Below are 19,971 nucleotides of genomic sequence, written 5' to 3'. Positions count from 1 at the left end.
AATCTCCCCCCAAGTGGGGGAGATGCCCGGCAGGGCAGAGGGGGGCGCGAAGGAACGCAGCCTCTCCCGTTGGCCACTCACACCACCCACCACAAAGGACACCGCCCATGCCCCGCAAAGCCGCCAAGAAACCGCAACCCCCGAAACTCCCCAAGGGCGAGGCCGAGCAGGTGCGCATCCGCCGCGAGATCGGCCATGACTTCGCGCTGAAGCCCGACGCCTTCGGCCGCCAGCGCCTCACCCCCGGCACGGCCGAGGCGCGCCGCGTCTACCAGGTGTCGAACGGTGGCTACACCTCAACCGGCGGCATCGTGCGCCTGCGCAATGTCGATCCGCTCACCGGCATCACCTCGCTCACCCGTCAGCAGCGCGAAGCCGGCCAGCGTTTTCGCGACGATTTCGAGCGCTCCGCCCGCGAGGGCCTGCAGCCGCAATCCTGGAGCGAGCGCATCGACGGCGGCCGCCTCGGCGGCGGCGTGCCCGACCGCGTGCTCTCAGCCGGCCGCGCCCACGCCCACGCAGCGGCCGCGCTCGCCCACTGGGAGGTGGCGGAGGTGGTGCGCAAGATTTGCCTCGAAGGCCAGTCGGTGAAGGCCATCGCCGAACGCACCGGCGACGGCCGCGATGTGGTGGTCAAGCTGCTGAAGGTCGGGCTGGATTTGTTGGCGGTGCATTACGGGATGATGATGGGGAGGAAGGTAGGGTGAGGGGAAAGCGATGTGCCTAGCTTGTGCCGGATCGAAAGCTGCTTATGTGACTATGCAACTGGAGTGACTGAATGCGTTTCATTAGACTTGTTTTCGGTTCAATGATGTTCATGATCGGCGTCGCTGCAGTAATTGCGACCGTGTTTAGCGCCCATCCTGTTCTCAACACCGCAATGTTGATGACACTGCTGTTTGTGCTTAAGGCCGCCTGGGGGCACCTAAATCGAGCTGGCGATGACCGTTAATCCACTGATCTCCGGATTGAAGATGACCCGGCCAGCCGACCACGACCACCTCGCTTCGCAGTGACCATCCAGTCTAGAAGAGGCGGATGCGATTTACTGGTTCCGTCGGCTTGGCTCGTGGGGCCTGCTGGTTGTCGAGGAAGGCGCCGATCCAGCAACACCCTACCAGCTTATGGTTGCAAAGCCTATGCCACTGGGGCAGACGGGGTGAGAGCCGACGCCGGCGAAAGTTTGAAGTGGCTGAAACTGGCCGCTGAAGCTGGAAGCAGGAGGCGGCTGCGGCTCTCTCCCAATCCCAGCACTGATTAAACCACGTGCCGAAGGACAAATTCGCATTGTTATTCATTCCGACGATTCACTGCGAAGAGCGTATTGAAAGACGACCGCGCAAAAACTTCTGGCCTCGGCGCTGCCCCTCATCCGCCTGCCGGCACCTTCTCCCCGTATAGTGACGGGGAGAAGGGGATGGCCGCGACGCTGGCAGCTATTCCGCGACGTTGGCGGTTGGCGAAAGCGGCGGTGACAGCATCTTTCTCCCCGTCACTATACGGGGAGAAATGCCCGGCAGGGCAATGAGGGGCAGCGCCGATCGATGCGGTTATCTGCGCGCTTTGCGTGACGCCGTTTCAGCCGTGTCTCAAGCGCCTTTCTTCAGCGGCTTCGGGTCGCTATCAGGTGGTGGTTCCCACCCAAACACGCTCCGCCCTCCGAGCAAATGCGACTGGTCCATTTCCCCCGCGACGATCTCCTTCAGGCTCGGCCCCGTCACATAGCGCTCCATCCGGCGTGACTCCCCGTCCAGCCGCTTGAGCGCCTGCAGCTCTTCCTCGCGCCCGAGCCTGGCCTTGCTCACCGCCGATTTCAGCACCGAGATCGTCTCGTCATAGACCTTAAGCGGCACGGGGAAGGGGTGGCGGTCCTTGCCGCCGTGGGCGAGCGAGAAGCGCGCCGGGTCGGAGAAGCGGCAGGGCGCGCCGTGCACCACCTCGGAGACCATGGCGAGCGCGCGCACCGTGCGCGGGCCGACGCCGGGCACCAGCAGCAGTTCGGGAAAATCCTTCGGGCCGCTCTCGATCGCGGCGGCAATGTTGCCGTGCAGGCGGCGCATGACGATGTCGCTTTCGCGCACGTCGTGATGCGCCGGCATGACGAGGTTGGGCAGCAGCGGCTGCGCGGCCGGCTCGGGCGCTTCGGCTCGCGGCTCCAGCACGGCAAGCTCGCTCAGGATCTTTTCCGGGCTCATCGTCTTCAGAAGCGCGATCTGCCCACCGCGGGCTTTCTCCGCGCGGTGGTCGGTGAGGTTGACGATCTCGCCTTGGCGTTCGCCCTCGATCGCCGCATGCGGCTGGTCGACGAAGCTGGTCAGCCCCTCCGAAAGCCAGTGGTAGCGGCGCGCCTGGCGGGCGTCGCCGTTCATGCCCTGCTGCACCACCACCCAGCGCCCGTCATCGCTGACGATGAAGCCGTGCAGGTAGAGGTCGTAGCCATCCTGCACGGCGGCGCTGTCCACCTTGGCGACCAGCCGGCTGGCAGTGGCAAGAGCTTGGCCGTCGAGGCCGACATGGTCGCCGATCGCCAGCAACTCGCCCGGCGTCTTGCGCGAATGTGCGCCGCGCCCGCCGCAGACATGGATGCCAAGCTCGCCGGCCATCGGATTGAGGCCCCGCTTCAGCGCGCCGATGACGGAAGTGGTGATGCCGGAAGAATGCCAGTCCATGCCCATCACGGCGCCGAAGGACTGGAACCAGAAGGGATGGGCGAGGCGCCGCAAAAGCTCGTCGCGGCCGTAATGATGGATGATGGCTTCGCACAGCACCGCGCCGAGCCTCGTCATGCGATCGCCCAGCCATTTCGGGACCCGCCCGCCATGCAGCGGCAGGTCGGCGCTGCCGCTTCGCTGCGTCACTTTTTGCTTTCCTTATGAATGCCGGCTTCTAGATGGCATTTTGGCGGGAATTTGCAAGGCGGCGCAGCCGCAGCCGGACATCTCCCCTCGCCCGAGGGGAGATGTCCGCTCGCTGGTCGGTCAGCGCCGGCAGATGCGGATCTTTTCGATGACGCGGTGGCCGTGGCGCCAGTGCTTCACGATCTTGATCCGGCAATGATCGCGATAATACCGGTTATGATAGCGCACCACATAACGCTCGCGATAGGGAGTGTAGTAGTCGTCACCGTAGACGTGTCGGTAATAGCGGTGAGGGTAATACCCGCCATAGTAGTCACCATAGTAATCGCCGTAGCTGGGGCCGACGCCGATGCCGAACTGAACGCTACCGGCACTCGCCGGCGCGATCGCAAACGCCGAGGCGATGGCGATCATCGAAGCAAGCAGAAGCTTTTTCATCGCTGCCTCCTTGAGGTCGATGGTTGCCCCTTCGAGGCACAAACGGTTTCGGGACCGGTGGTGTTCCGAGAAAGTTGGGCGGCGATCCTGGGCCCAGCAAGGAGCGAAGCGGCGCCGAAGCTGACGATCTTCGCCCTTGCGGGGAAGGTCACGCTTTTCTTCGCCCCGCTGTTTTCGATCTTCGGAGTCGCCATATCGCCACCTGCTGTCGCCGTGCAGCGCGTGCGCGCTCGGCGTCGTCGTCTATTGCCACGTCCAGCCAATCCCAACCGCAGGAGCCTGCCATGACCAAGCCCACTATCCTGAAATTCGGCCCCGTCGAGCATGGCGATGGCGGCGATCTGCCGGGCTGGATCGCGGTCGAGGGATCGCCGACCATGCAGACCGCCGTCCAGCACACCAGCGAGGACGGCAAGGTGATGTCCGGCACCTGGCGCGCTTCGCCCGGCACCTATCACGCCACCTACACCGACTATGAATTCGTCCACATGATCGCCGGCCGCATCCTCATCACGCCCGATGGCGGCGAGCCGGTCGAGGTCGGCCCCGGCGACGCCTTCGTGGTCGAAGCCGATTTCAAGGGCACCTGGAAGATCCTCGAGCCGGTGACCAAGCATTTTGTGGTTGTGGCGGAGTGAGCAGAAGCTGCTGATCTCCCCCCTTGCGGGGGATGTCTGGCAGGACAGACGAGGTGTGAAGGAACGCCGACGGTCGCACGGTCGCAATCCTCGGGCTTGACCCGAGGATCCATGCGGTGACCTTCGGCGTGAAGCGCTACGGTGCAGAATTCTGTCACTGGTGCAACGCTTTAGCGTCACGGCATGGATCCTAGGGTCTGCGCGCGTCGCTTCGCTCCTTGCTCCGCCCTAGCATGACGAACGACAGGGGCGGCGCCCTACCTTCCCACCTTCGAGATCACGCGTCTTTCCACCTCCGGTTCCAGCGATTCCGCGAACGGCGTCGCCAGATGATGCTGGTCGCGGAAGGCGAGCTGGCCGTCGATGAAGACGTGGCAGGTGGTGGCGTTGCAGAAGCGGTCGGTGAGGTCGACGTAGGTGGCATTGGGCACGCTGGTGACGATCTCGCGCTCGACCGCCGCCATCTGGTCGTTGGCGGCATAGGCGCGGCTCTGGTCGCAGAGCGAGGGCGCCTTGTCGCGCCACAGCGCGCGCGACACGCAGGTGTCGATGTTCTCGTCGTTGAAGGGCACGTCGCGGATGAAGGCGATCTTCAGCCCAGCCTTGCTCAAGCTGGTCAGTGTCGAGCGCAGGCCGGCCCGCCATACGGCGTCCGGCGTGTCCGGCTCGCCCTTGCCCGCCGCCATCTTGCGCGAGGAGGTCAGCGCCAGTTCGGAGATCACCACCAGCGAAGGCCTGGCCGCGATGATCTCCTTGATCGCCTGTTCGCGCCATTGGTCGCATTCGCGGTAGTCGCGGTTGAGCTTCGTGACAAAGTAGGAAAACCGTGAGGGCCGGCACGAGCTCTTCAGCCAGGTCTCGACGCGGTAGCCGTTCTTCTTTCCTGCCTCGATCAGCGGTGTCGACCAGTGATCGGCGTGCGAATCGCCGAACAGCGCGATCACGCGCTGGCCATTGCCGAACACGCAGGGTTTCGGCGTTACCGTGTCGTAGCCCTCGACGCAGGCCTTGGCGCGCGCGGTGGCCGGCTCGGCCGCACTTGCCGCGATCGCGCGCTGCTCGGGGTCCTCGGCGCGCACGGCAAGCGCTGCGTTGCCGTAAGCGGCTGCGACGCCGGTGCCGGTCAGGAGGAGGGCCGGCACCAGCGCCCGCGCCGCATTGGCCATAAGCCAGCCATTGCGGCGGATTGGATTCTCGATGAAATGATAGCTCAGCGCAGAGAGCGCCAACGTCAGCCCGAGGCAGGCGAGGCGTTGCGCAAAAGTCAGCTCCTCGACCAGCATGCCGGCATAGACGATCACCGGCCAGTGCCAGAGATAGAGCGAGTAGGAAACCTTTCCGATCCACTGCAAGGGCGGCAGCGCCAGGGCGGCATTCACGCAATTCGAGGAAAAGAGCCCCGCGTTTTTCCGTTCGAAATTGCGTGAAAGAATGCCGTCCCCGACGCCGGCCGCGCCCGCCAGCAAGAGAAGGACAGTACCGGCCACGGGCACGAGCGCCAGGAAACCGGGGAAGGGAGCCTCCTCGCTGAAGGTGAGGTAAGCGAAGGCAATGAGGACCAGCCCGCAGAGGCTGAACGCCGTCCCGAGCCGCGGGCGGTTCTGGAGCAGCCATGCCGGCGCCATCGAAGCCAGCCCGCCGGCGGCGAATTCCCAGGCGCGCAGCGGCGAGAAGTAGAAGGCCCAGGGCTGCGAAATGGGGGTCAGCCAGGCGCAGACCGCGAAGGAGACCAGGCCGGCAATGCCGATCGCAAGCATGATCGTCCGCTTGCCGGGCCTCAGCCAGGCCGCCAGCATCAGCAGCGCCGGCCAGGCGAGGTAAAACTGCTCCTCCACCGACAGCGACCAGTAGTGGATGAAGGGATTGTTGGCGGCGTCGTTGGCGAAATAGTCGAACGACCAGCGGATCAGCCACAGATTGATCATGTAAGCGGAGGCGAACATCGCGCCCTTGGAATAGAGCTGCTGCTCCTCCGGCGACAGGATCAGCGTGCCGACGGCAAGCGTGGCGGCGATGACGAACAGCGCCACCGGCAGCAGGCGCCGCGCGCGTCGGGCATAAAAGCGAAGGAGGTCGAGCCGGCCGGTGAGCGAAATCTCGCTGACCAAATGGCGGGTGATGAGATAGCCGGAGATGACGAAAAAGATGTCCACGCCGGCAAAGCCGCCGGGCAGGGCGGTGAGGCCGAAGTGGAAAGCGACAACGCCCGCCACGGCGAGCGCCCGCAACCCCTCAATGTCGGGCCGGAAGTCCGGCGATGGTGCTGACACGAAGGCGAACCTCGCAACGGTCGTTCGTATCCCGCCTTGGTAAAGCCTCGCGCCTATGGGCTCATACCGCAATGCAACAAATCTAACGCAGTGCAACATAAAGGGAGGCGGCAGCAACGGCGGCGGCAGTCGAAGCTTCGGCAGCCTAGGGTCTGCGCGCGTCGTTTCGCTCAGGATAACGAAGGAGCTCAGCCGCCGTTTCCCCAGTGTTCGAGAGCATGGAAGGACATTGGCGAATGCTAAGGCAAATTGTCCGCCTGCAGGTAATCTGGTAGGATCAGTGCACCGACGAACGGCTCTGGGACGCCGTGACGTCCGACATCATGGACAAAGACATCAACTCGAACCGGAGAACGGCCATGAAACGGCTTCTGACGGTCGCTGCGCTGTTGGCAGCGGGCAGTTTGATTGCGATCCAGGGCGCAGCTGCCGACGATGCTGCGCTGATCAAAAGCGCCGAGTCCGCCGCACCCGCCGCAGTGGCGAGTGGCGCTGCGGTCTACGCCATGGATGAAAAGGGGAACATGCGCACCCTGCGCGAGGGCAAGACCGGCTTCTGGTGCATGCCGGACAATCCGGCCTCGCCCGGTCCGGATCCGATGTGCGGCGATGCCAACTCGATGGAATGGGCGATGGCCTGGCTGGAAAAGAAGGAACCGCCCAAAGGCAAGGTCGGCTTCATGTATATGCTGTCCGGCGGCACCGACGGCAGCAATACCGATCCTTATGCGACGAAGCCCGAGGCAGGCAACAATTGGATCGAGACGGGGCCGCATGTGATGATCGTCAACGCGATGGACATGATGAAAGGCTATCCGACCGATGCCAAGCCCGACACGTCCAAGCCTTACGTGATGTGGCCGGGCACGCCCTACGCGCATCTCATGATCCCGGTAAAATAGCCGGGCACGGACCTTCAGGTGCGGCGGCGAGCGCTTCAAATCTCCCCTTGTCCGCAAGGGGAGATTTGCATCAGCCGCTTCGTCCTCGCTCCAACTGATAGCGCCTCGCAACCATCCTCCGATCCGCGCGTTGCACGCCGGCGAAAGCCAATCATGGCGGGCAGGGTGGAGACTCACGGTGGCGGATAATCGTCAGAACGGCACGCGCGAGTCGGAACCGGGGCTGGCGGGCCTGCTTGCTGCCTCGCGCAGCCATCCGCGCACGGCGCTGCCGACGGTCGCAACCGTCGTCGCGTCGGTTGCGGCGCTCTATTTCGGGCGCGAGGTGTTTTTGCCGATCGCAGTCGCGCTGCTGTTGACTTTCGCCATCGCGCCGCTCGTGTCGGCGTTGAAACGCGTCGGCATTCCGCGCCTGCCTGCCGTGATCGCCAGCGTTTTGGGCGCCTTTGCCGCGCTTGCGCTGTTCTCCTTCGTGGTGGCCACGCAGGTCAGCGACCTCGCCCAGAACATCCCCGTCTATCAGATCAACATCCTGACAAAGATCCGCGCGCTGAAGGAAAACGGGCTGGGCAACGGCATCATCTCGCGCTTGAGCGGCGTGATCGAGCGCGTCGGCCAGGAGTTCGAGCGCCAGGAGCCGCAGCTGCCGTCCGCCGCCGAGACGCCGAAGCGCGATCCGATCCCGGTCGAGATCGTCGCGCAGGAAAGGCCGCTCGAAGTATTGCAAAGGGTCATAGAGCCGCTGCTCAGCCCGCTCGGCTCGGCCGGCCTTGTGGTCGTCGTCGTCATCTTCATGCTGATGGAGCGGGAGGATCTGCGCGACCGCTTCATCCGTCTCGTCGGCTATGGCGATCTCCACCGCACCACCCAGGCGCTGCAGGACGCCGGCAAGCGGGTCGGCCAGTATCTGTTGATGCAGCTGGTGGTCAACGTTATCTACGCCATCCCGATCACCATCGGCCTGTGGGTGCTGGGCATACCCAATGCGCTGCTTTGGGGCATGCTGGCGCTCGCCCTGCGCTTCGTTCCCTATATCGGGCCGATCATCGGCGCGCTGCTGCCGCTGTTCCTGGCGCTGGCGGTGGCGCCCGGCTGGTCGCTGCTTCTGTGGACCGGGGCACTGTTCATCGCCATGGAGCTGATCACCGGCAACGTCATCGAGCCATGGCTCTATGGCTCGCGCACCGGCCTCTCGCCGCTCGCCATCATCGTCGCGGCGATCTTCTGGACCTGGCTCTGGGGGCCGATCGGCCTGGTGCTGTCGACGCCGCTCACCGTCTGCCTCGTCGTCCTCGGCCGCCACGTGCCGCAGTTCGAGTTCCTCGACGTGCTGTTCGGGAACGAGCCGGTGCTCGAGCCGCACGCGCGTCTCTATCAGCGGCTGCTCGCCGCCGATCCGGACGAGGCGACCGACCACGCCGAGGAGATGCTCGAAGAAAAATACCTGTTCGAGTTCTACGACCAGGTGGCGATTCCGGCGCTGCTGCTTGGCGAGCAGGACCGCATGCGCGGCGTTATGGATGACGAACAGCGCAAACAGGTCGCAGCGAGCGCGCTGACGCTCGTCGCCAATCTGGACGCCAGCGCCCAGGAGGAAGCGGAGGAGGCGGAAGCCGAGGAGGAAGAGGACCAGCAGGCAGCCACTGCCTCGGCCGAGGCCTCGCCGGGCAAGGCAGCCTCAGCCAAGATCACCGCGGGCAAGGCTGCTGAAGGCAAGGCGAACGATCGGAAGGCCGGCGACGGCAAGGAGCCTCTATCCGAGGAGGTCGATCTTCCGGATGGCGTGGGCTTCTCCGTGCTTTGCGCCGGCGGGCGGGGCGAGCTCGACGACGCCGCCGCCGCGATGCTGGCGCAGGTGCTGGAGGTGCAGGGCGCCGAAGTGTCGAGAGCGAGTTTCATTGACCTCGAACCTGCCGGGATCCGCCGCCTCGACCTGAGCGGCGTCGATACGGTGGTGATCGGTTTCCTCAACCGCGACTCCACCAAGCACGCGCGCTTCATGGTGCGGCGGCTGAAGCGGCTGAAACCGCGTCTCAGGGTCGGCATCGTGTCCTGGTCGGAAATCGGCAACGGCGACGCCAAGGCCGCGGCCGAACTTGCCGCCGGGCTTAACGCCGATTTCGTCGCCCATGGCATGGTCAGCGCCGTGACGGGCGCCCTGTCGAGCGAGCCGCCGGTGATGCTGAAGCTTGCGCCGCAACGCCGGCCACGCCGCCGGCCGGCCCGCAAGAAGGAGCTGCAGGCGGCTGGATGAGGGAGGCGACTTTCCCCCTCAATTGACCGGCCCGAAGGCCCGCGCGAACCGCGCGGCTTTGCGATCCGCGCGGGCAGGCGCCGGCCCCGCCGGCGGCGCCACGCCCCAGCCCTCAGGCTGGCCGGGTGGCTGTCTGGTTCGGCCCTTGTCCGGCCGTTTCTGTTCTGCCTCGCCGATCCGGGCAGAAGCCCGGATCCTTCGGAGCGCGCTAGAAATGCAGGTCCAGTGCAGGCGGATGGCTTGGCCTGGATCGTCTTGCGGCGCTGCTGCGGAGCCGGCGGGACGGCTTGCTTGCTCCTGGTTGCACTGCCCAGTGAGCTTGCGGCGGCCGTGAAAGCATGATCTTCGCTCGAACAAGAGGCCAATCCCGATTCTGTCGGGACGGAACAGGTGCAGCCGGATGGCACTGAACATCGCGCAGAAGTTACGACTGACTTCGGTCGTGCTGGGAACCGCCAGCCGCAAGGATCTGGCGGCGGCGTTCCGTGCGGTCAATCCGAAGACGGCTTTCGATATCGGCCGCGCGGACAAATGGCTGCAAGGCCGCGCGCAGCCTCGCGAGCACAGCGTCTATGAAGACTGGGCGAAAGTGCTGCGCCTCGAGCGACCCGGCGCCTGGATCGCCGAGAGCGATCTGCCGAGCTTCACGGCCGCGATCGCGGCCCGGCACGGCATCGACGCGACGGAGCTCGAACGCCGCGCCCACGCGCAGGTCGAGGCCTCGCCCGGGCATGACGACAAGGGCACCGGGCTGGCGCTTGCCGGGACCTATGCCTGCTATTCGCGCGCCTGGTCGCCTTACTATCGCGGCCAACTCATCAGGGGCCGCCTGTCGATCGAGGCCGGACCCGGCGCGCATGCGTTCACCGCCACATATCGCGAGACATTGCCGACCGGGCAGTTGCAGCTCGGCGGGCCGGTCACGCCGGCAAAGCGCAGCCTCTACCTGCATCTGAAGGAGGTGGGCGGCGAAGCGCAGTTCTTCCTTTGCCTGTTCCCGCAGACGCAGCCGGTGAGCGTGCTCGGCGGCTATATGGTCGGCACCGCCATCATCGGCCCGGAGGCGCAGCCCTCGCTGACAAGAATCCTGCTGGTGCGCCTGCGCGATGCGCCAGCCGCCGAGCAATGGGGCGGGTACCTGCCGCCGGGCACCTCGATCGCCGCCGATCTCGCGAGCCTCGGCATCGTCATGGAGCACCCGGAAGCGGTCGACCGGCAGCTCGGCCAGTTCCTCAGTGCCGACAGCGACGGCGGCGTCAACCAAATCCCGCCGTCCGAGTACCGCGCCATCCTCGACGTGTTCGACCGCCATTGGCTGCAGCACGCGGGCTAGGAACGAACCTCAGCAGGCTCGATGTTGCCGGCTCACCACAGCCTGCCCGCATTCGGTTGCAGCCGGCTCGCTTTGCACGCATCTCACGAAAACGTTTTTTGACAAAACGGCACTTCCCTTGCGTCTTGAGGCGGCAAATTGGGCAAGGGGCATATCCATGAAGAAGATCTATGAGAAACCGGTGCTGGTGAAGCGCCAGAAGCTGTCGAGCGTCGTTGCCGGGTCGTCGGCCCCGCTCCCGCCGCGCTGACCTAAGCAACAGCCAGCAGGGCAAGCATTCCCGGGCTAAGCTTGACAGGGCGGCCGCATCGCGTTCACCTGCGCAGGTCGTTGACCCGCCCAGGAATGGACGATGAAGAAGACTTACGAAAAGCCGCGGCTGCAAAAGCGCGGCAGGCTGTCGGCCGCGACCGCCGCCGCGCCGTCGTCCGGCTTTACCTTCTGAGGCGAGCCAGGCCGCCCTGCGGCACTCCTTTGCGGCGGTCCGAGATCGGTCGAAACTATTGGCTTTGCCACGGCGCACCAATCGGCGTACCCTGCCGTATCGCTGGTAACCACCCACCGGACACCATTGGCGACTGAGAGACGTTGATCCGCGCTCCCGTCTGAACAGGGAGAGCGGCATGCTCGAGAACAAGAATCCCCACTAGCCCGCGCGCGGGCACGCGGCCGCAGATTTCCAGGACCAACTGATTGAGGAGAGCAGAAGGGCGCTGATCCGCTCTTACGACCTGTTGCGTCGTACGGAGCGCCTGGTGAACGCTTCCGGCCGCAAGCTTGATGGTCGCTCCCCGGCAGCGCTCGCCCGCGCGAAGCGTCTTCAGGAGGGAATTGCGATCAAGAAGGCCTATAGCGAGCCGACGCTTGAAAAGCTGGCAACGGTTCGTCAGTAGCGGTCTGGGCACCCTTTCTGAGCCTCGTACGCGAAACCTCGCGCCGCTGCCGGCCAGGAGCGGGCGGTACACTACGCAAGTGCCCGCCCGTCCGGCGCCGCCGCCAAGCTGCTGAAACCCCGTCCGTCCCCAACAGCAACGGTCATGGCGTGACCAGTCACTGCGGATTGCCATTGGCCCGGCTGGCTGTCAACGTCGGCGGCGGCGCCTCCGGAACAGCGTTTTTTTCCGTTGTGCAATGCCGTAATCGGGCTGCCGCATTTCCGCGGTTGCCGCGCCGGCAGGCCCCGAAATGGCGGATTTCCGGGCTTTTCGGCCGTTGCGGCAAGCGACACGAATGTTGCCGCCTACACGTTTGAATAGGCTGGTTTTTCACTGGTTGAGGCGTTTTGAGGTCCGGTTCTCAACCTGACTTTTTTTGGGCGCATTTCGGCAACGCAGCATTGGCGGGCAAACGGCAGTGAATTACCCGTCGCGCTAGCGGTTTCGTCGCCCCTCAAAGACTGCGGAGAGGAACGCTGCCGCTCTGTGAACCGCTTCATGATGCGCACATGCAGGGATGCTAAAATTCGCCATCCGATGAGGGTGGGCGATCGGTTGCTCGAAGTGTCCCGGCGCAGGTCCTGGCCGGCAGATCGGGCAGAGGTGCTCGCGCAGCGACGGAGCGGGGGTTCTTGTTGGGCGTCCCTCCGCTCCGTCCCGGCGTCGCCAAGGAACCTGTCTCCACACTTTGTTGGGGCCAAAATCTGGTCTGTCGGCGCGGCGTTCCTTCGCGCCCCGCCTGCGTCCCGGTCGCCGCGAAAGGAGATCGGCTGTCTCACCGCCCTCCGCAGATCTCCCTCACCAGGCCCCGCAGCCAGCGATGCGCGGGGTCGGCGTCGAGGCGCGGGTGCCATAGCAGCGAAATGGTGAGCCCGGCGAGCTTCACCGGCAATGCGAAGGTGAGCAGGCCTTCGCGCAGCTTGCCGGTATAGCGCTCGGGCACCGTGGCGATGAGATCGGAGCCGCGCGCCAGCGCCAGCGCTTCCGCGAAGCCGCCGACCACGGTGGCGATTGTCCGCGTCAGCCCGGCGAGTTCCAGCGCGTCGTCGATAGGCCCGCGATCCAGCCCGCGGCGCGAGATCAATATATGCCGGCCGGCGGCGAAGCGGGCGGCGGTGATCTTGCCGTCGCACAGCGGATGGCCGCTGCGCACCACGCCGACGAAACGGTCGCGGAACAGCGCCTGCGCCCGCACCTCGGGGCCGGTCGAGCCGCCGATAACGCCGGTCTCGAGATCGACACTGCCTTCGCGCATCGGCGCGCTGTCCTTGTCGGGCTTCGGCACGAAGCGCAGCTGCACGCCCGGCGCTTCCTCCGCGACGCGCGCGAGAAGGGAAGGGCCGAAATTTTCCACAAAACCATCGCTGTTGCGCAGCGTGAAACTGCGCGTAAGCCGCTTCAGATCAAGGCGTTCGGCGGGGCGCAGCACAGCCTCCGCCTCCTTCACCAGCCGGCCGACATCCGTCCCGAGCTCGATGGCGCGCGGCGTCGGCACCAGGCCGCGCCCGGCGCGGACCAGAAGCGGATCGCCGGTCACCTCGCGCAGTCTTGCGAGCGCGCGGCTCATTGCCGACGGGCTGAGCTTCAGCCGCTGCGCGGCTTTCGCGACACTGCCTTCGGCGATGAGCACGTCCAGCGTGACGAGCAGGTTGAGATCGGGTCGGGACATGGCGCGATCTTAGCACGTCCTCGATGCAGTGATATGGCGTTTCATGCACTATTCGAGTGCAAATGCTGCGCGTTCCGCCGCATCGGCCAGGCACCTATTCTCCCGGCAAGTTCCACCCGAGCCGGAGAAGAACCATGGCCGATATCGCAGATCCACGCACCGTTCCCGCAAGCCGCTCGGCAAGCGGCGCGCTGGCCAGCCTGTCGCTGGCGATGCTTTTGTCCTCGCTCAGCACCAGCATCGCCAATGTCGCGCTGCCGACGCTGAGCACCGCCTTCGCCGCATCTTTCCAGGCGGTGCAATGGGTGGTGCTTGCCTATCTGCTTGTCATCACCGCGCTCATCGTCAGCGTCGGGCGTCTTGGCGATCTCGTCGGCCGCCGGCTGCTGCTGGTCGCCGGTCTTGGCCTGTTCAGCGCCGCGTCGCTGGCGGCCGCGCTTGCGCCGTCGCTGCCGCTGCTGGTCGCCGCCCGCGCCGCTCAAGGCCTCGGCGCCGCGGTGATGATGGCGCTGACCATGGCCTTGGTCGGCACGACGATGCCGAAAGTGCGCACCGGCAGCGCCATGGGCCTGCTCGGCACCATGTCCGCGATCGGCACCGCGCTTGGGCCGTCGCTTGGCGGCGTGCTGATCGCTTCCCTCGGCTGGCGCGCGATCTTCCTCGTCACTGCCGGGCTGGGTGTCGTGGCCATGATCCTCGCCCGGCGCTTCCTGCCGGGCGATCAAACCGCGACGTTCCTCCGCAATGAGGCGCAGGGCGTTGGCCCGCGCTTCGACGCGCTGGGCACACTGCTGCTTGCCTTGACGCTCGCCGCCTATGCGCTGGCGATGACGACAGGACGCGGCCATTTCGGCGGCACGAACGTCGCGCTGCTCGGCATGGCCGGTCTCGGCGCCGCTCTGTTCCTCTATGCGCAGCGGAGAGTGGCGTCGCCTCTGGTCAAACCAGCGCTGTTCAGCGATCCGGTGCTGGCGCCGAGCCTTGCCATGAACGGGCTGGTCTCCACCGTGATGATGGCGACGCTTGTCGTCGGGCCCTTCTTCCTGTCGCGCGCGCTGGGCCTGGGCGAAGCGCAGGTCGGCGCCGTGCTGTCGATCGGCCCGGTCGTCTCGGCGCTGTGCGGCGTGATTGCCGGCCGTATCGTCGATCGCCTGGGCGCGTCCGCCATGGTCGTTGCCGGGCTGGTGCTGATGACCATCGGCTGCGCCGCGCTCACTCTGCTGCCGGCGCTGTTCGGCATCGCCGGCTACGCGGCGGCGATCATGCTGTTGACGCCCGGCTATCAGCTCTTTCAGGCGGCGAACAACACCGCCGTCATGGCCGATGTCGATAAGAACGAGCGCGGCGTGGTCTCGGGCATGCTCAGCCTGTCGCGCAATCTCGGCCTGATCACCGGCACGGCGGTGATGGGCGCGGTGTTTGCCTTCGCAGTGGGCACTGGCGAGATCGGCGCCGCGACACCGGAAGCAGTCGCGGGCGGGATGGGGTTTGCGTTCGCAGTGGCGGCGGGTTTGGTCGCCCTGGCGGTGGCAATTGCGGTGGTTGGAAGTTTGCGAAAGCGCCGGTGACATCCAATCTCCCCCCTTGCGGGGGAGATGTCCGGCAGGACAGAGGGGGTCGTCTCACTTGGATTGCCAACGCCGTCTGATGTCGGGGAGAGCGCTGGCGCTTCACGCGAGGCGCCCCCTCTGTCACCGTCGGCGACAGCTCCCCTCGAAGGGAGAGTACGCATCGCCGCCAATGTAACCCATCGCACATTCCCAACGCCCGTCTTGCCGTATCGGCTTCCGTAAATTAGCCGATTTTGATATTCCGTTGCGGTCTTCTCCCGCCGCATCGACGAGGAGCCAGATGGCAGTGGAAGGGTGCCCGGCCGGATGACCGACGCTCCGCATAAGGGGCTGCTGGACCTGTGCGTGCTCGGCGACTTCCAGGTGGTCCGCGACGGCGCGCTGCTCGACCTGCCTCCGTCGCGCAAGACGAGAGCCTTGCTTGCCTATCTCGCCGTCACCGGCAAGGCGCATCAGCGCGAGCGGCTCTGCGAAATCTTCTGGGACATTCCCGACGATCCGCGCGGCGCCTTGCGCTGGAGCCTGTCCAAGATCCGCCAGGTGCTTGGCGAGGACGAACCCGCTCTGGTCGCCGACCGCAACACTGTCTCGCTGAAACTTGGCACGGACTATGCCCGGCTGCTGCCGCTGGTGAAGGCCGATCTTTCCATGGCGTCCACGGAAGAGCTGGAGGCCGTGGCCGGTTCGATCCGCGGCGATTTCCTCGCCGATCTTTCGCTCGAGCGCTGCTTCGAATACGAGGCCTGGCGCGCGGGCGTCGCCAGCGAGGTCGAGATCGCCGAGCTCGGCATGTTGCGCGAGCTGATCGAGCGCCTGGCCGGCGAGCCGAGGCGTGCGTTGCCGCTTGCCCGGCGCCTGCGGCGGCTGCTGCCGGAGGATATCGGCCTGGCGGAAGAGATCGCGGCGCTGGAAGAGAAGGTGAGGGCGGCAGCCGCCCAGCCGACGGGACGTTCCGCGCAACGCGGCGCCACGGACGTGGCCCAGATGCAATCACCTTCGCCTTCGCTCGCCAAGGCGCCGACGCCCGCGCAGGATCCCGGCCGCGCCGTCCATTTCTGCCGGGCTCGCGACGGCACAAGGCTTGCTTTTGCCAAGACCGGCAGCGGCCCGCCCATCCTGCGCGCCGCGCATTGGATGTCGCATCTGACCTTCGACTGGGACAGCCCGATCTGGCGGCACTGGATGAGGGAACTGTCACGCCGGAACCAGTTGGTGCGCTACGACGAGCGCTGCAATGGCCTGTCGCAACGCCACGTGGCCGACGTCTCGTTCGACACGATGGTGTCGGATCTCGAATGCGTCGTCGAGGCCGCGGGGCTCGATCGCTTCACGCTTCTTGGTCTGTCGCAGAGCTGCGCGGTTTCGATCGCCTATGCCATACGCCACCCCGAGAAAGTCTCGGGCATGATCCTCTACGGCGGCTACGTCAAAGGCTGGCGGGCGCGCGGCGACCCCGGCGAGATCGCCACGCGCGAGGCCGTATCGACGCTGATGCGCGAGAGCTGGGGCAAGTCGAACCCGATGTTCCGCCAAGCCTTCTGCTCCATGTTCATCCCCGGCGCCACGCACGAACATTTCGCCTGGATGGACGATCTGATGCGGCGCACGGTTTTGCCGGACGACGCCTGGCGCCTGCAGACCGCCTTTTCCGTGATCGATGTCAGCGAGCTGCTCGAAAAAGTGCGGGTGCCGACCCTGGTGCTGCACGCGCGGGAAGACAATGTTGCCCCGGTCGAGTCCGGCCGCACCATGGCGGCAGGCATTCCCGGCGCCAGCTTCCTCGAGCTGGAAAGCCAAAACCACATCCTGCTTGAGGGCGAGCCGGCCTTCGACGAGTTCGTCGCCCACGTCCGGGCCTTCGTCGCCGGTACGGCAGGTTCCTAGGATCTCCTACCGCGATCGCGTAATTTAATCTTGGCGTGGGAAGATTATCTTTGGGTGGCGGCGGTGCCCATTCCGCCCCCTTCGGCCGGTGCTTCAGCTACCCCAACGCCCCCCGCCCGCTGCGGCACCGGCCTCATTCGTCTCGTTCTGCGATGCCGCCTCGGCCGAGCCGGCTTCCGCTTCGCGCTCCAGCTCGACCAGCTTCGACTTGATCTCTTGCGTGTCCGCATGCTCGAGCCCAACCACGTCATTGCGTGTCTGCCGCAGCGCGATCACGATCTCGTCGAGTTTGGCGTGGATGGCCGCCGTGTCCCGGTACCCCTGGATAAGCACGATCCCCGTGATGATGATGGCCGCTGCCGACAGCGCATAGGTCACCGTGTTGGTAAGTCCGAAGGGTACGAGCAAGGTGCACGCAACCATCGCGATAACCATCGCATAGAAGCCGGGCGGCCTAGACAGAAAATCGGCGAGGATGAAGAGGAGCCGATTCATGGGCGACGCTATGAAAGCAGGAACCCGGCTATCAGCACGGTGAGGACCATCGAGGCCGGCACGGCAAGCAGCCAGCGAGCCTCCAGGACACTGTTGGTCGGGTCTTCCATATTTATCCTCCCATCGGCGAATTGCTTGCCGGCAAACGGCGACCAAGAGCGTTCGTTCCACTCATCGGCCAACCGTCCGAAGCGCCGTCGGACTGAAGTCCGGAAAGCAAAGAAGAGGATCGACCGTCGCAACCTAAGTAATGCTTCCGCATTTCTGACGCGCCATTGCATCGGGAGGCGATATATGACCGACGGACTCGCGGACGATCTGGAAGACCAGCCCTATGAAACAGCGTCCTTCGCCAGCAAATACGGGCTCTCCGACAAGCTTGCCAAGGCCATGTTGATCGCGAACGGACCGTCGCGACGCGCCTGCGACGCCGCGGCGAGCACTTACCTCAGATATGTTGCGCTGCGGCGCGAACGCCCGAAATGACCTTCGCTGCGTTGCTGCCGGGCAGCCCGATCCAGGCCGGAACCAAACAGCCCGGCAGGGGTTTATCCGGCGAAGGGACGCTCCACCAACCAGGAATATTGCAATGAAAACAGTGCTTCTCGCAGCGTTGGCGCTTTGCGTCGCGGCACCCGCCGTCGCATCCGCCGCCGAGGCCGATGTGGTCATCACGACGCATCACAGGCACCATTACCATCACCGTCCCGCCATCGTCATAAATGAGGAAGGCCACCGCCTTCATCACCGCCATCACGGCACCGTCGCATTCTATGACAACGGCCGCCGCGCCTGGCATCGCCATCACCGCTCGGACGCCGTCGTCGTCACGAACTCAGTCGAGCGCCATCACCGCTACCACCGTCGTCCGGTCACCGTCGAAAGCGACACCGACTATTGACGGCTATCGGCCCGGCTCCGGAACCGAAAGCCGGGCCAACCGTTGCCGGCGGTCATTTGTCCGCCTCGCCCCCGGCGAGCGGCACGGTGAACACCGTCGCGGTGCCGGTGAGACAAAGCTCGCCGGCCTCGTTGCGCACCGAGGTCTCCAATTTCGTGATCGGCTCGTCGGCGCGCACGTCCTTGACCTCGACGCGGGCGGTGATCAGTTCGCCGACACCGACCGCCTTGACGAATTTCCAGGAGACTTCGAGGAACACCGAGCCGGGCCCGGGAAGGTCCTCCGCGACCACCGCGTTCAGGATGCCGGAGGTGACGCCGCCCTGCACGATGAGCTTGCCGAACACCGAGGCCTCGGCCAACGCCTTGTCGTAATGCAGCGGATTGCGGTCGCCGGTCATCTCCGCGAAGGCGTCGATATCCTGCGGTTGCGTGCGCCGCGAACGCTCGGCGACGGCGCCGACCTGCGGCCGCCCCTTGATGACGCCGATCCACCCGTCCTTCATCAAATGTACGGTCATGGTCTTACTCCCGTTCGGTTGCGATAGAGGCTCGAGCCCGCCATTGCCTGCGGTTCGTTTGCCGGCGCTCGATAAGTCGCCAGCTCGCTCATGGCGGGCACGGCGCGGCGGACCGGCATCGGGTGTGCGGCGAGCGCCCGGACCTCGGCCTTCATCACCGCGCTGAAGCGGCGGTGCCGCTCGCCGATATCGGCCAGCGACCAGTCGAAACCGGCAATGGCGTCGGTGGTGTCGAGGATCTGATGGGCGAAGAGATCGCGCTCCTGCTGCCAGGTCGCGAAGGCTGCTTCCGATCCGTCCAGGATCGCCCGCGCTAGGCTCTCGGCGTCGCGCAGCGCGTCGGCAATGCCATGCGAGGTGAGCGGGTCGCGGAAGAAGCCGGCATCGCCGACCAGCGCCCAGCCTGGTCCGTGAGCGTGGCGGATGTAGCCCGGCACGCCGCGGAACGCCTGCAGGCGGGCATCGTCGGGCGCCGGGCTCGCCTGTTCGGCCAGTGCGGGCGAAAGCGCCTCCAGCACCTCCATGCGGGCGCGGAAATGATCAAGGCGGAAGCGCTCGTCGAACAGCTTGGTCGGCACCGAAGCGACGATGCAGGCCAGCCCGGCATTGGTCGGAATGAGGGAGCCGGCGATGCCGTCGCGGAAATACCAGTGATAGCCGGCGCCGGGTTCGACCGGCGCGTAGCCATAGACATGGGCTGCCGAGACCGTGCCCCTTCTGAGCACTTGCGCGTCGCAGCATTTCGCCACCGTGGAGCCGATGCCGTCGCCGCCGATCACGATGTCGGCGCTTAAACGTAAGGCCGCGCGGCCGGCGCCGCGGATCTCGACGCCGCGCACGCGTCCGCGCGTGTCGGCAAAGAGGTCGCCGACCGCCACGTCGTGCAGGAACTCGGCGCCGGCCTTGCGCGCGGCATCGACGAGCATGCGGTCTAGCACGGTGCGCCTAGGCGCGATCAGCCCGGGAAGATCGGGCCCGGCATTGAGCGGAATCGTGATCTCCTCCTCGCCATAGTGGAACGTCGTTGTCTCGATCAGCGGCGTGCCGGCCCTGAGCAGCGGTTTGAGCAGGCCCCAGCGCGACAGCTGCAGCACGGCGGGCCGCATCAGCGCGTGCGTCGACAGCGTGTCTGAGCCGTAGGGCCGGCGCTCGATCGTCAGCACCGTCAGGCCGGCGCGGGCAAGCAGCAGCGCCGTCGAGGCGCCGGCGCAGCGCGCACCGACGATGATGGCGTCGTAATGGGCGCGCTTGGGCGTGGGCGGCAGGGAAATCGCGGTCGTTGGCATCTTCGGTGTCCTCACGG

General features: G+C 65.8%; 20 protein-coding genes. 13 read left to right on the top strand and 7 right to left on the bottom strand.

The annotated features are described in order from the left end of the window. The first annotated feature begins 107 nt into the window (after positions 1-107). Positions 108-707 (top strand): DUF6456 domain-containing protein, encoded by a 600-nt coding sequence (locus CK222_RS32340; RefSeq protein WP_095801436.1) that lies wholly within the window; start codon positions 108-110, stop codon positions 705-707. 71 nt (positions 708-778) lie between these two features. Next, entirely contained in the window at positions 779-952 is a 174-nt protein-coding gene (locus tag CK222_RS32335) for a hypothetical protein (RefSeq protein ID WP_176477677.1), read from the top strand. A 637-nt stretch (positions 953-1,589) separates the two neighbouring features. Here the strand turns inward: CK222_RS32335 and CK222_RS19155 are convergent. Continuing rightward, a complete protein-coding gene (locus CK222_RS19155; RefSeq protein ID WP_067322358.1) occupies positions 1,590-2,858 on the bottom strand; it encodes a DUF763 domain-containing protein in 1,269 nt (422 codons plus the stop codon). Between the two features lie 120 nt (positions 2,859-2,978). After that, a complete protein-coding gene (locus CK222_RS19150; RefSeq protein ID WP_095801564.1) occupies positions 2,979-3,296 on the bottom strand; it encodes a hypothetical protein in 318 nt (105 codons plus the stop codon). Positions 3,297-3,580: 284 nt separating this feature from the next. On the opposite strand from CK222_RS19150, the gene CK222_RS19145 reads away from it, so the two are divergent. Continuing rightward, positions 3,581-3,934 (top strand): cupin domain-containing protein, encoded by a 354-nt coding sequence (locus CK222_RS19145; RefSeq protein ID WP_095778861.1) that lies wholly within the window; start codon positions 3,581-3,583, stop codon positions 3,932-3,934. A 257-nt stretch (positions 3,935-4,191) separates the two neighbouring features. On the opposite strand, the gene CK222_RS19140 is transcribed toward CK222_RS19145, so the two are convergent. Next, positions 4,192-6,204, bottom strand: coding sequence for an acyltransferase family protein (locus tag CK222_RS19140; RefSeq protein ID WP_245433095.1), 2,013 nt, complete (start codon positions 6,202-6,204; stop codon positions 4,192-4,194). A 359-nt stretch (positions 6,205-6,563) separates the two neighbouring features. Here CK222_RS19140 and CK222_RS19135 point away from each other — a divergent pair, with 359 nt between their 5' ends. The 6 genes from CK222_RS19135 (at position 6,564) to CK222_RS32330 (ending at position 11,586) form a co-directional block, all read left to right on the top strand. Then, the gene (locus tag CK222_RS19135; RefSeq protein WP_067322371.1) at positions 6,564-7,106 is read left to right on the top strand and encodes a hypothetical protein; all 543 of its coding nucleotides are present in this window, start codon (positions 6,564-6,566) and stop codon (positions 7,104-7,106) included. Positions 7,107-7,284: 178 nt separating this feature from the next. Continuing rightward, the gene (locus CK222_RS19130) at positions 7,285-9,360 is read left to right on the top strand and encodes an AI-2E family transporter (protein WP_095801434.1); all 2,076 of its coding nucleotides are present in this window, start codon (positions 7,285-7,287) and stop codon (positions 9,358-9,360) included. 400 nt (positions 9,361-9,760) lie between these two features. Then, on the top strand, positions 9,761-10,693 hold the full coding sequence (locus CK222_RS19125; RefSeq protein WP_095801433.1) for a hypothetical protein: 933 nt from the start codon (positions 9,761-9,763) through the stop codon (positions 10,691-10,693). Between the two features lie 157 nt (positions 10,694-10,850). Continuing rightward, positions 10,851-10,943 (top strand): hypothetical protein, encoded by a 93-nt coding sequence (locus CK222_RS19120; protein WP_082953784.1) that lies wholly within the window; start codon positions 10,851-10,853, stop codon positions 10,941-10,943. Positions 10,944-11,045: 102 nt separating this feature from the next. Beyond that, positions 11,046-11,138, top strand: coding sequence for a hypothetical protein (locus tag CK222_RS19115; protein ID WP_082953785.1), 93 nt, complete (start codon positions 11,046-11,048; stop codon positions 11,136-11,138). Positions 11,139-11,448: 310 nt separating this feature from the next. Next, a complete protein-coding gene (locus CK222_RS32330) occupies positions 11,449-11,586 on the top strand; it encodes a hypothetical protein (RefSeq protein ID WP_164746987.1) in 138 nt (45 codons plus the stop codon). Positions 11,587-12,403: 817 nt separating this feature from the next. On the opposite strand, the gene CK222_RS19110 is transcribed toward CK222_RS32330, so the two are convergent. Further along, positions 12,404-13,297 (bottom strand): LysR family transcriptional regulator, encoded by an 894-nt coding sequence (locus tag CK222_RS19110; protein WP_095801432.1) that lies wholly within the window; start codon positions 13,295-13,297, stop codon positions 12,404-12,406. Positions 13,298-13,431: 134 nt separating this feature from the next. Between CK222_RS19110 and CK222_RS19105 the strand changes: the two genes are divergently transcribed. Then, the gene (locus CK222_RS19105) at positions 13,432-14,865 is read left to right on the top strand and encodes an MFS transporter (RefSeq protein ID WP_245433094.1); all 1,434 of its coding nucleotides are present in this window, start codon (positions 13,432-13,434) and stop codon (positions 14,863-14,865) included. Positions 14,866-15,174: 309 nt separating this feature from the next. Then, positions 15,175-16,752, top strand: a complete 1,578-nt coding sequence (locus tag CK222_RS32935; RefSeq protein ID WP_245433093.1) for an alpha/beta hydrolase — start codon at positions 15,175-15,177, stop codon at positions 16,750-16,752. A gap of 93 nt (positions 16,753-16,845) precedes the next feature. Here CK222_RS32935 and CK222_RS19095 read toward each other — a convergent pair whose 3' ends face one another. Then, positions 16,846-17,247: a low affinity iron permease family protein gene (locus CK222_RS19095; protein WP_095801430.1), complete on the bottom strand. Its 402-nt coding sequence runs from the start codon at positions 17,245-17,247 to the stop codon at positions 16,846-16,848. 294 nt (positions 17,248-17,541) lie between these two features. On the opposite strand from CK222_RS19095, the gene CK222_RS19090 reads away from it, so the two are divergent. Further along, entirely contained in the window at positions 17,542-17,733 is a 192-nt protein-coding gene (locus CK222_RS19090) for a hypothetical protein (RefSeq protein ID WP_066999471.1), read from the top strand. A gap of 103 nt (positions 17,734-17,836) precedes the next feature. Next, positions 17,837-18,148, top strand: coding sequence for a hypothetical protein (locus CK222_RS19085; RefSeq protein ID WP_066999469.1), 312 nt, complete (start codon positions 17,837-17,839; stop codon positions 18,146-18,148). A 52-nt stretch (positions 18,149-18,200) separates the two neighbouring features. On the opposite strand, the gene CK222_RS19080 is transcribed toward CK222_RS19085, so the two are convergent. Further along, a complete protein-coding gene (locus CK222_RS19080; protein ID WP_095801429.1) occupies positions 18,201-18,668 on the bottom strand; it encodes a MaoC family dehydratase in 468 nt (155 codons plus the stop codon). Next, positions 18,665-19,954, bottom strand: coding sequence for an NAD(P)/FAD-dependent oxidoreductase (locus CK222_RS19075; protein ID WP_141247085.1), 1,290 nt, complete (start codon positions 19,952-19,954; stop codon positions 18,665-18,667). The genes CK222_RS19080 and CK222_RS19075 overlap by 4 nt, the downstream gene beginning before the upstream one ends. Positions 19,955-19,971 lie beyond the last annotated feature (17 nt).

Source organism: Mesorhizobium sp. WSM3866 (assembly GCF_002294795.1).
Lineage (GTDB): Bacteria > Pseudomonadota > Alphaproteobacteria > Rhizobiales > Rhizobiaceae > Mesorhizobium.
This window is presented reverse-complemented; position numbering and strand designations above follow the sequence as displayed.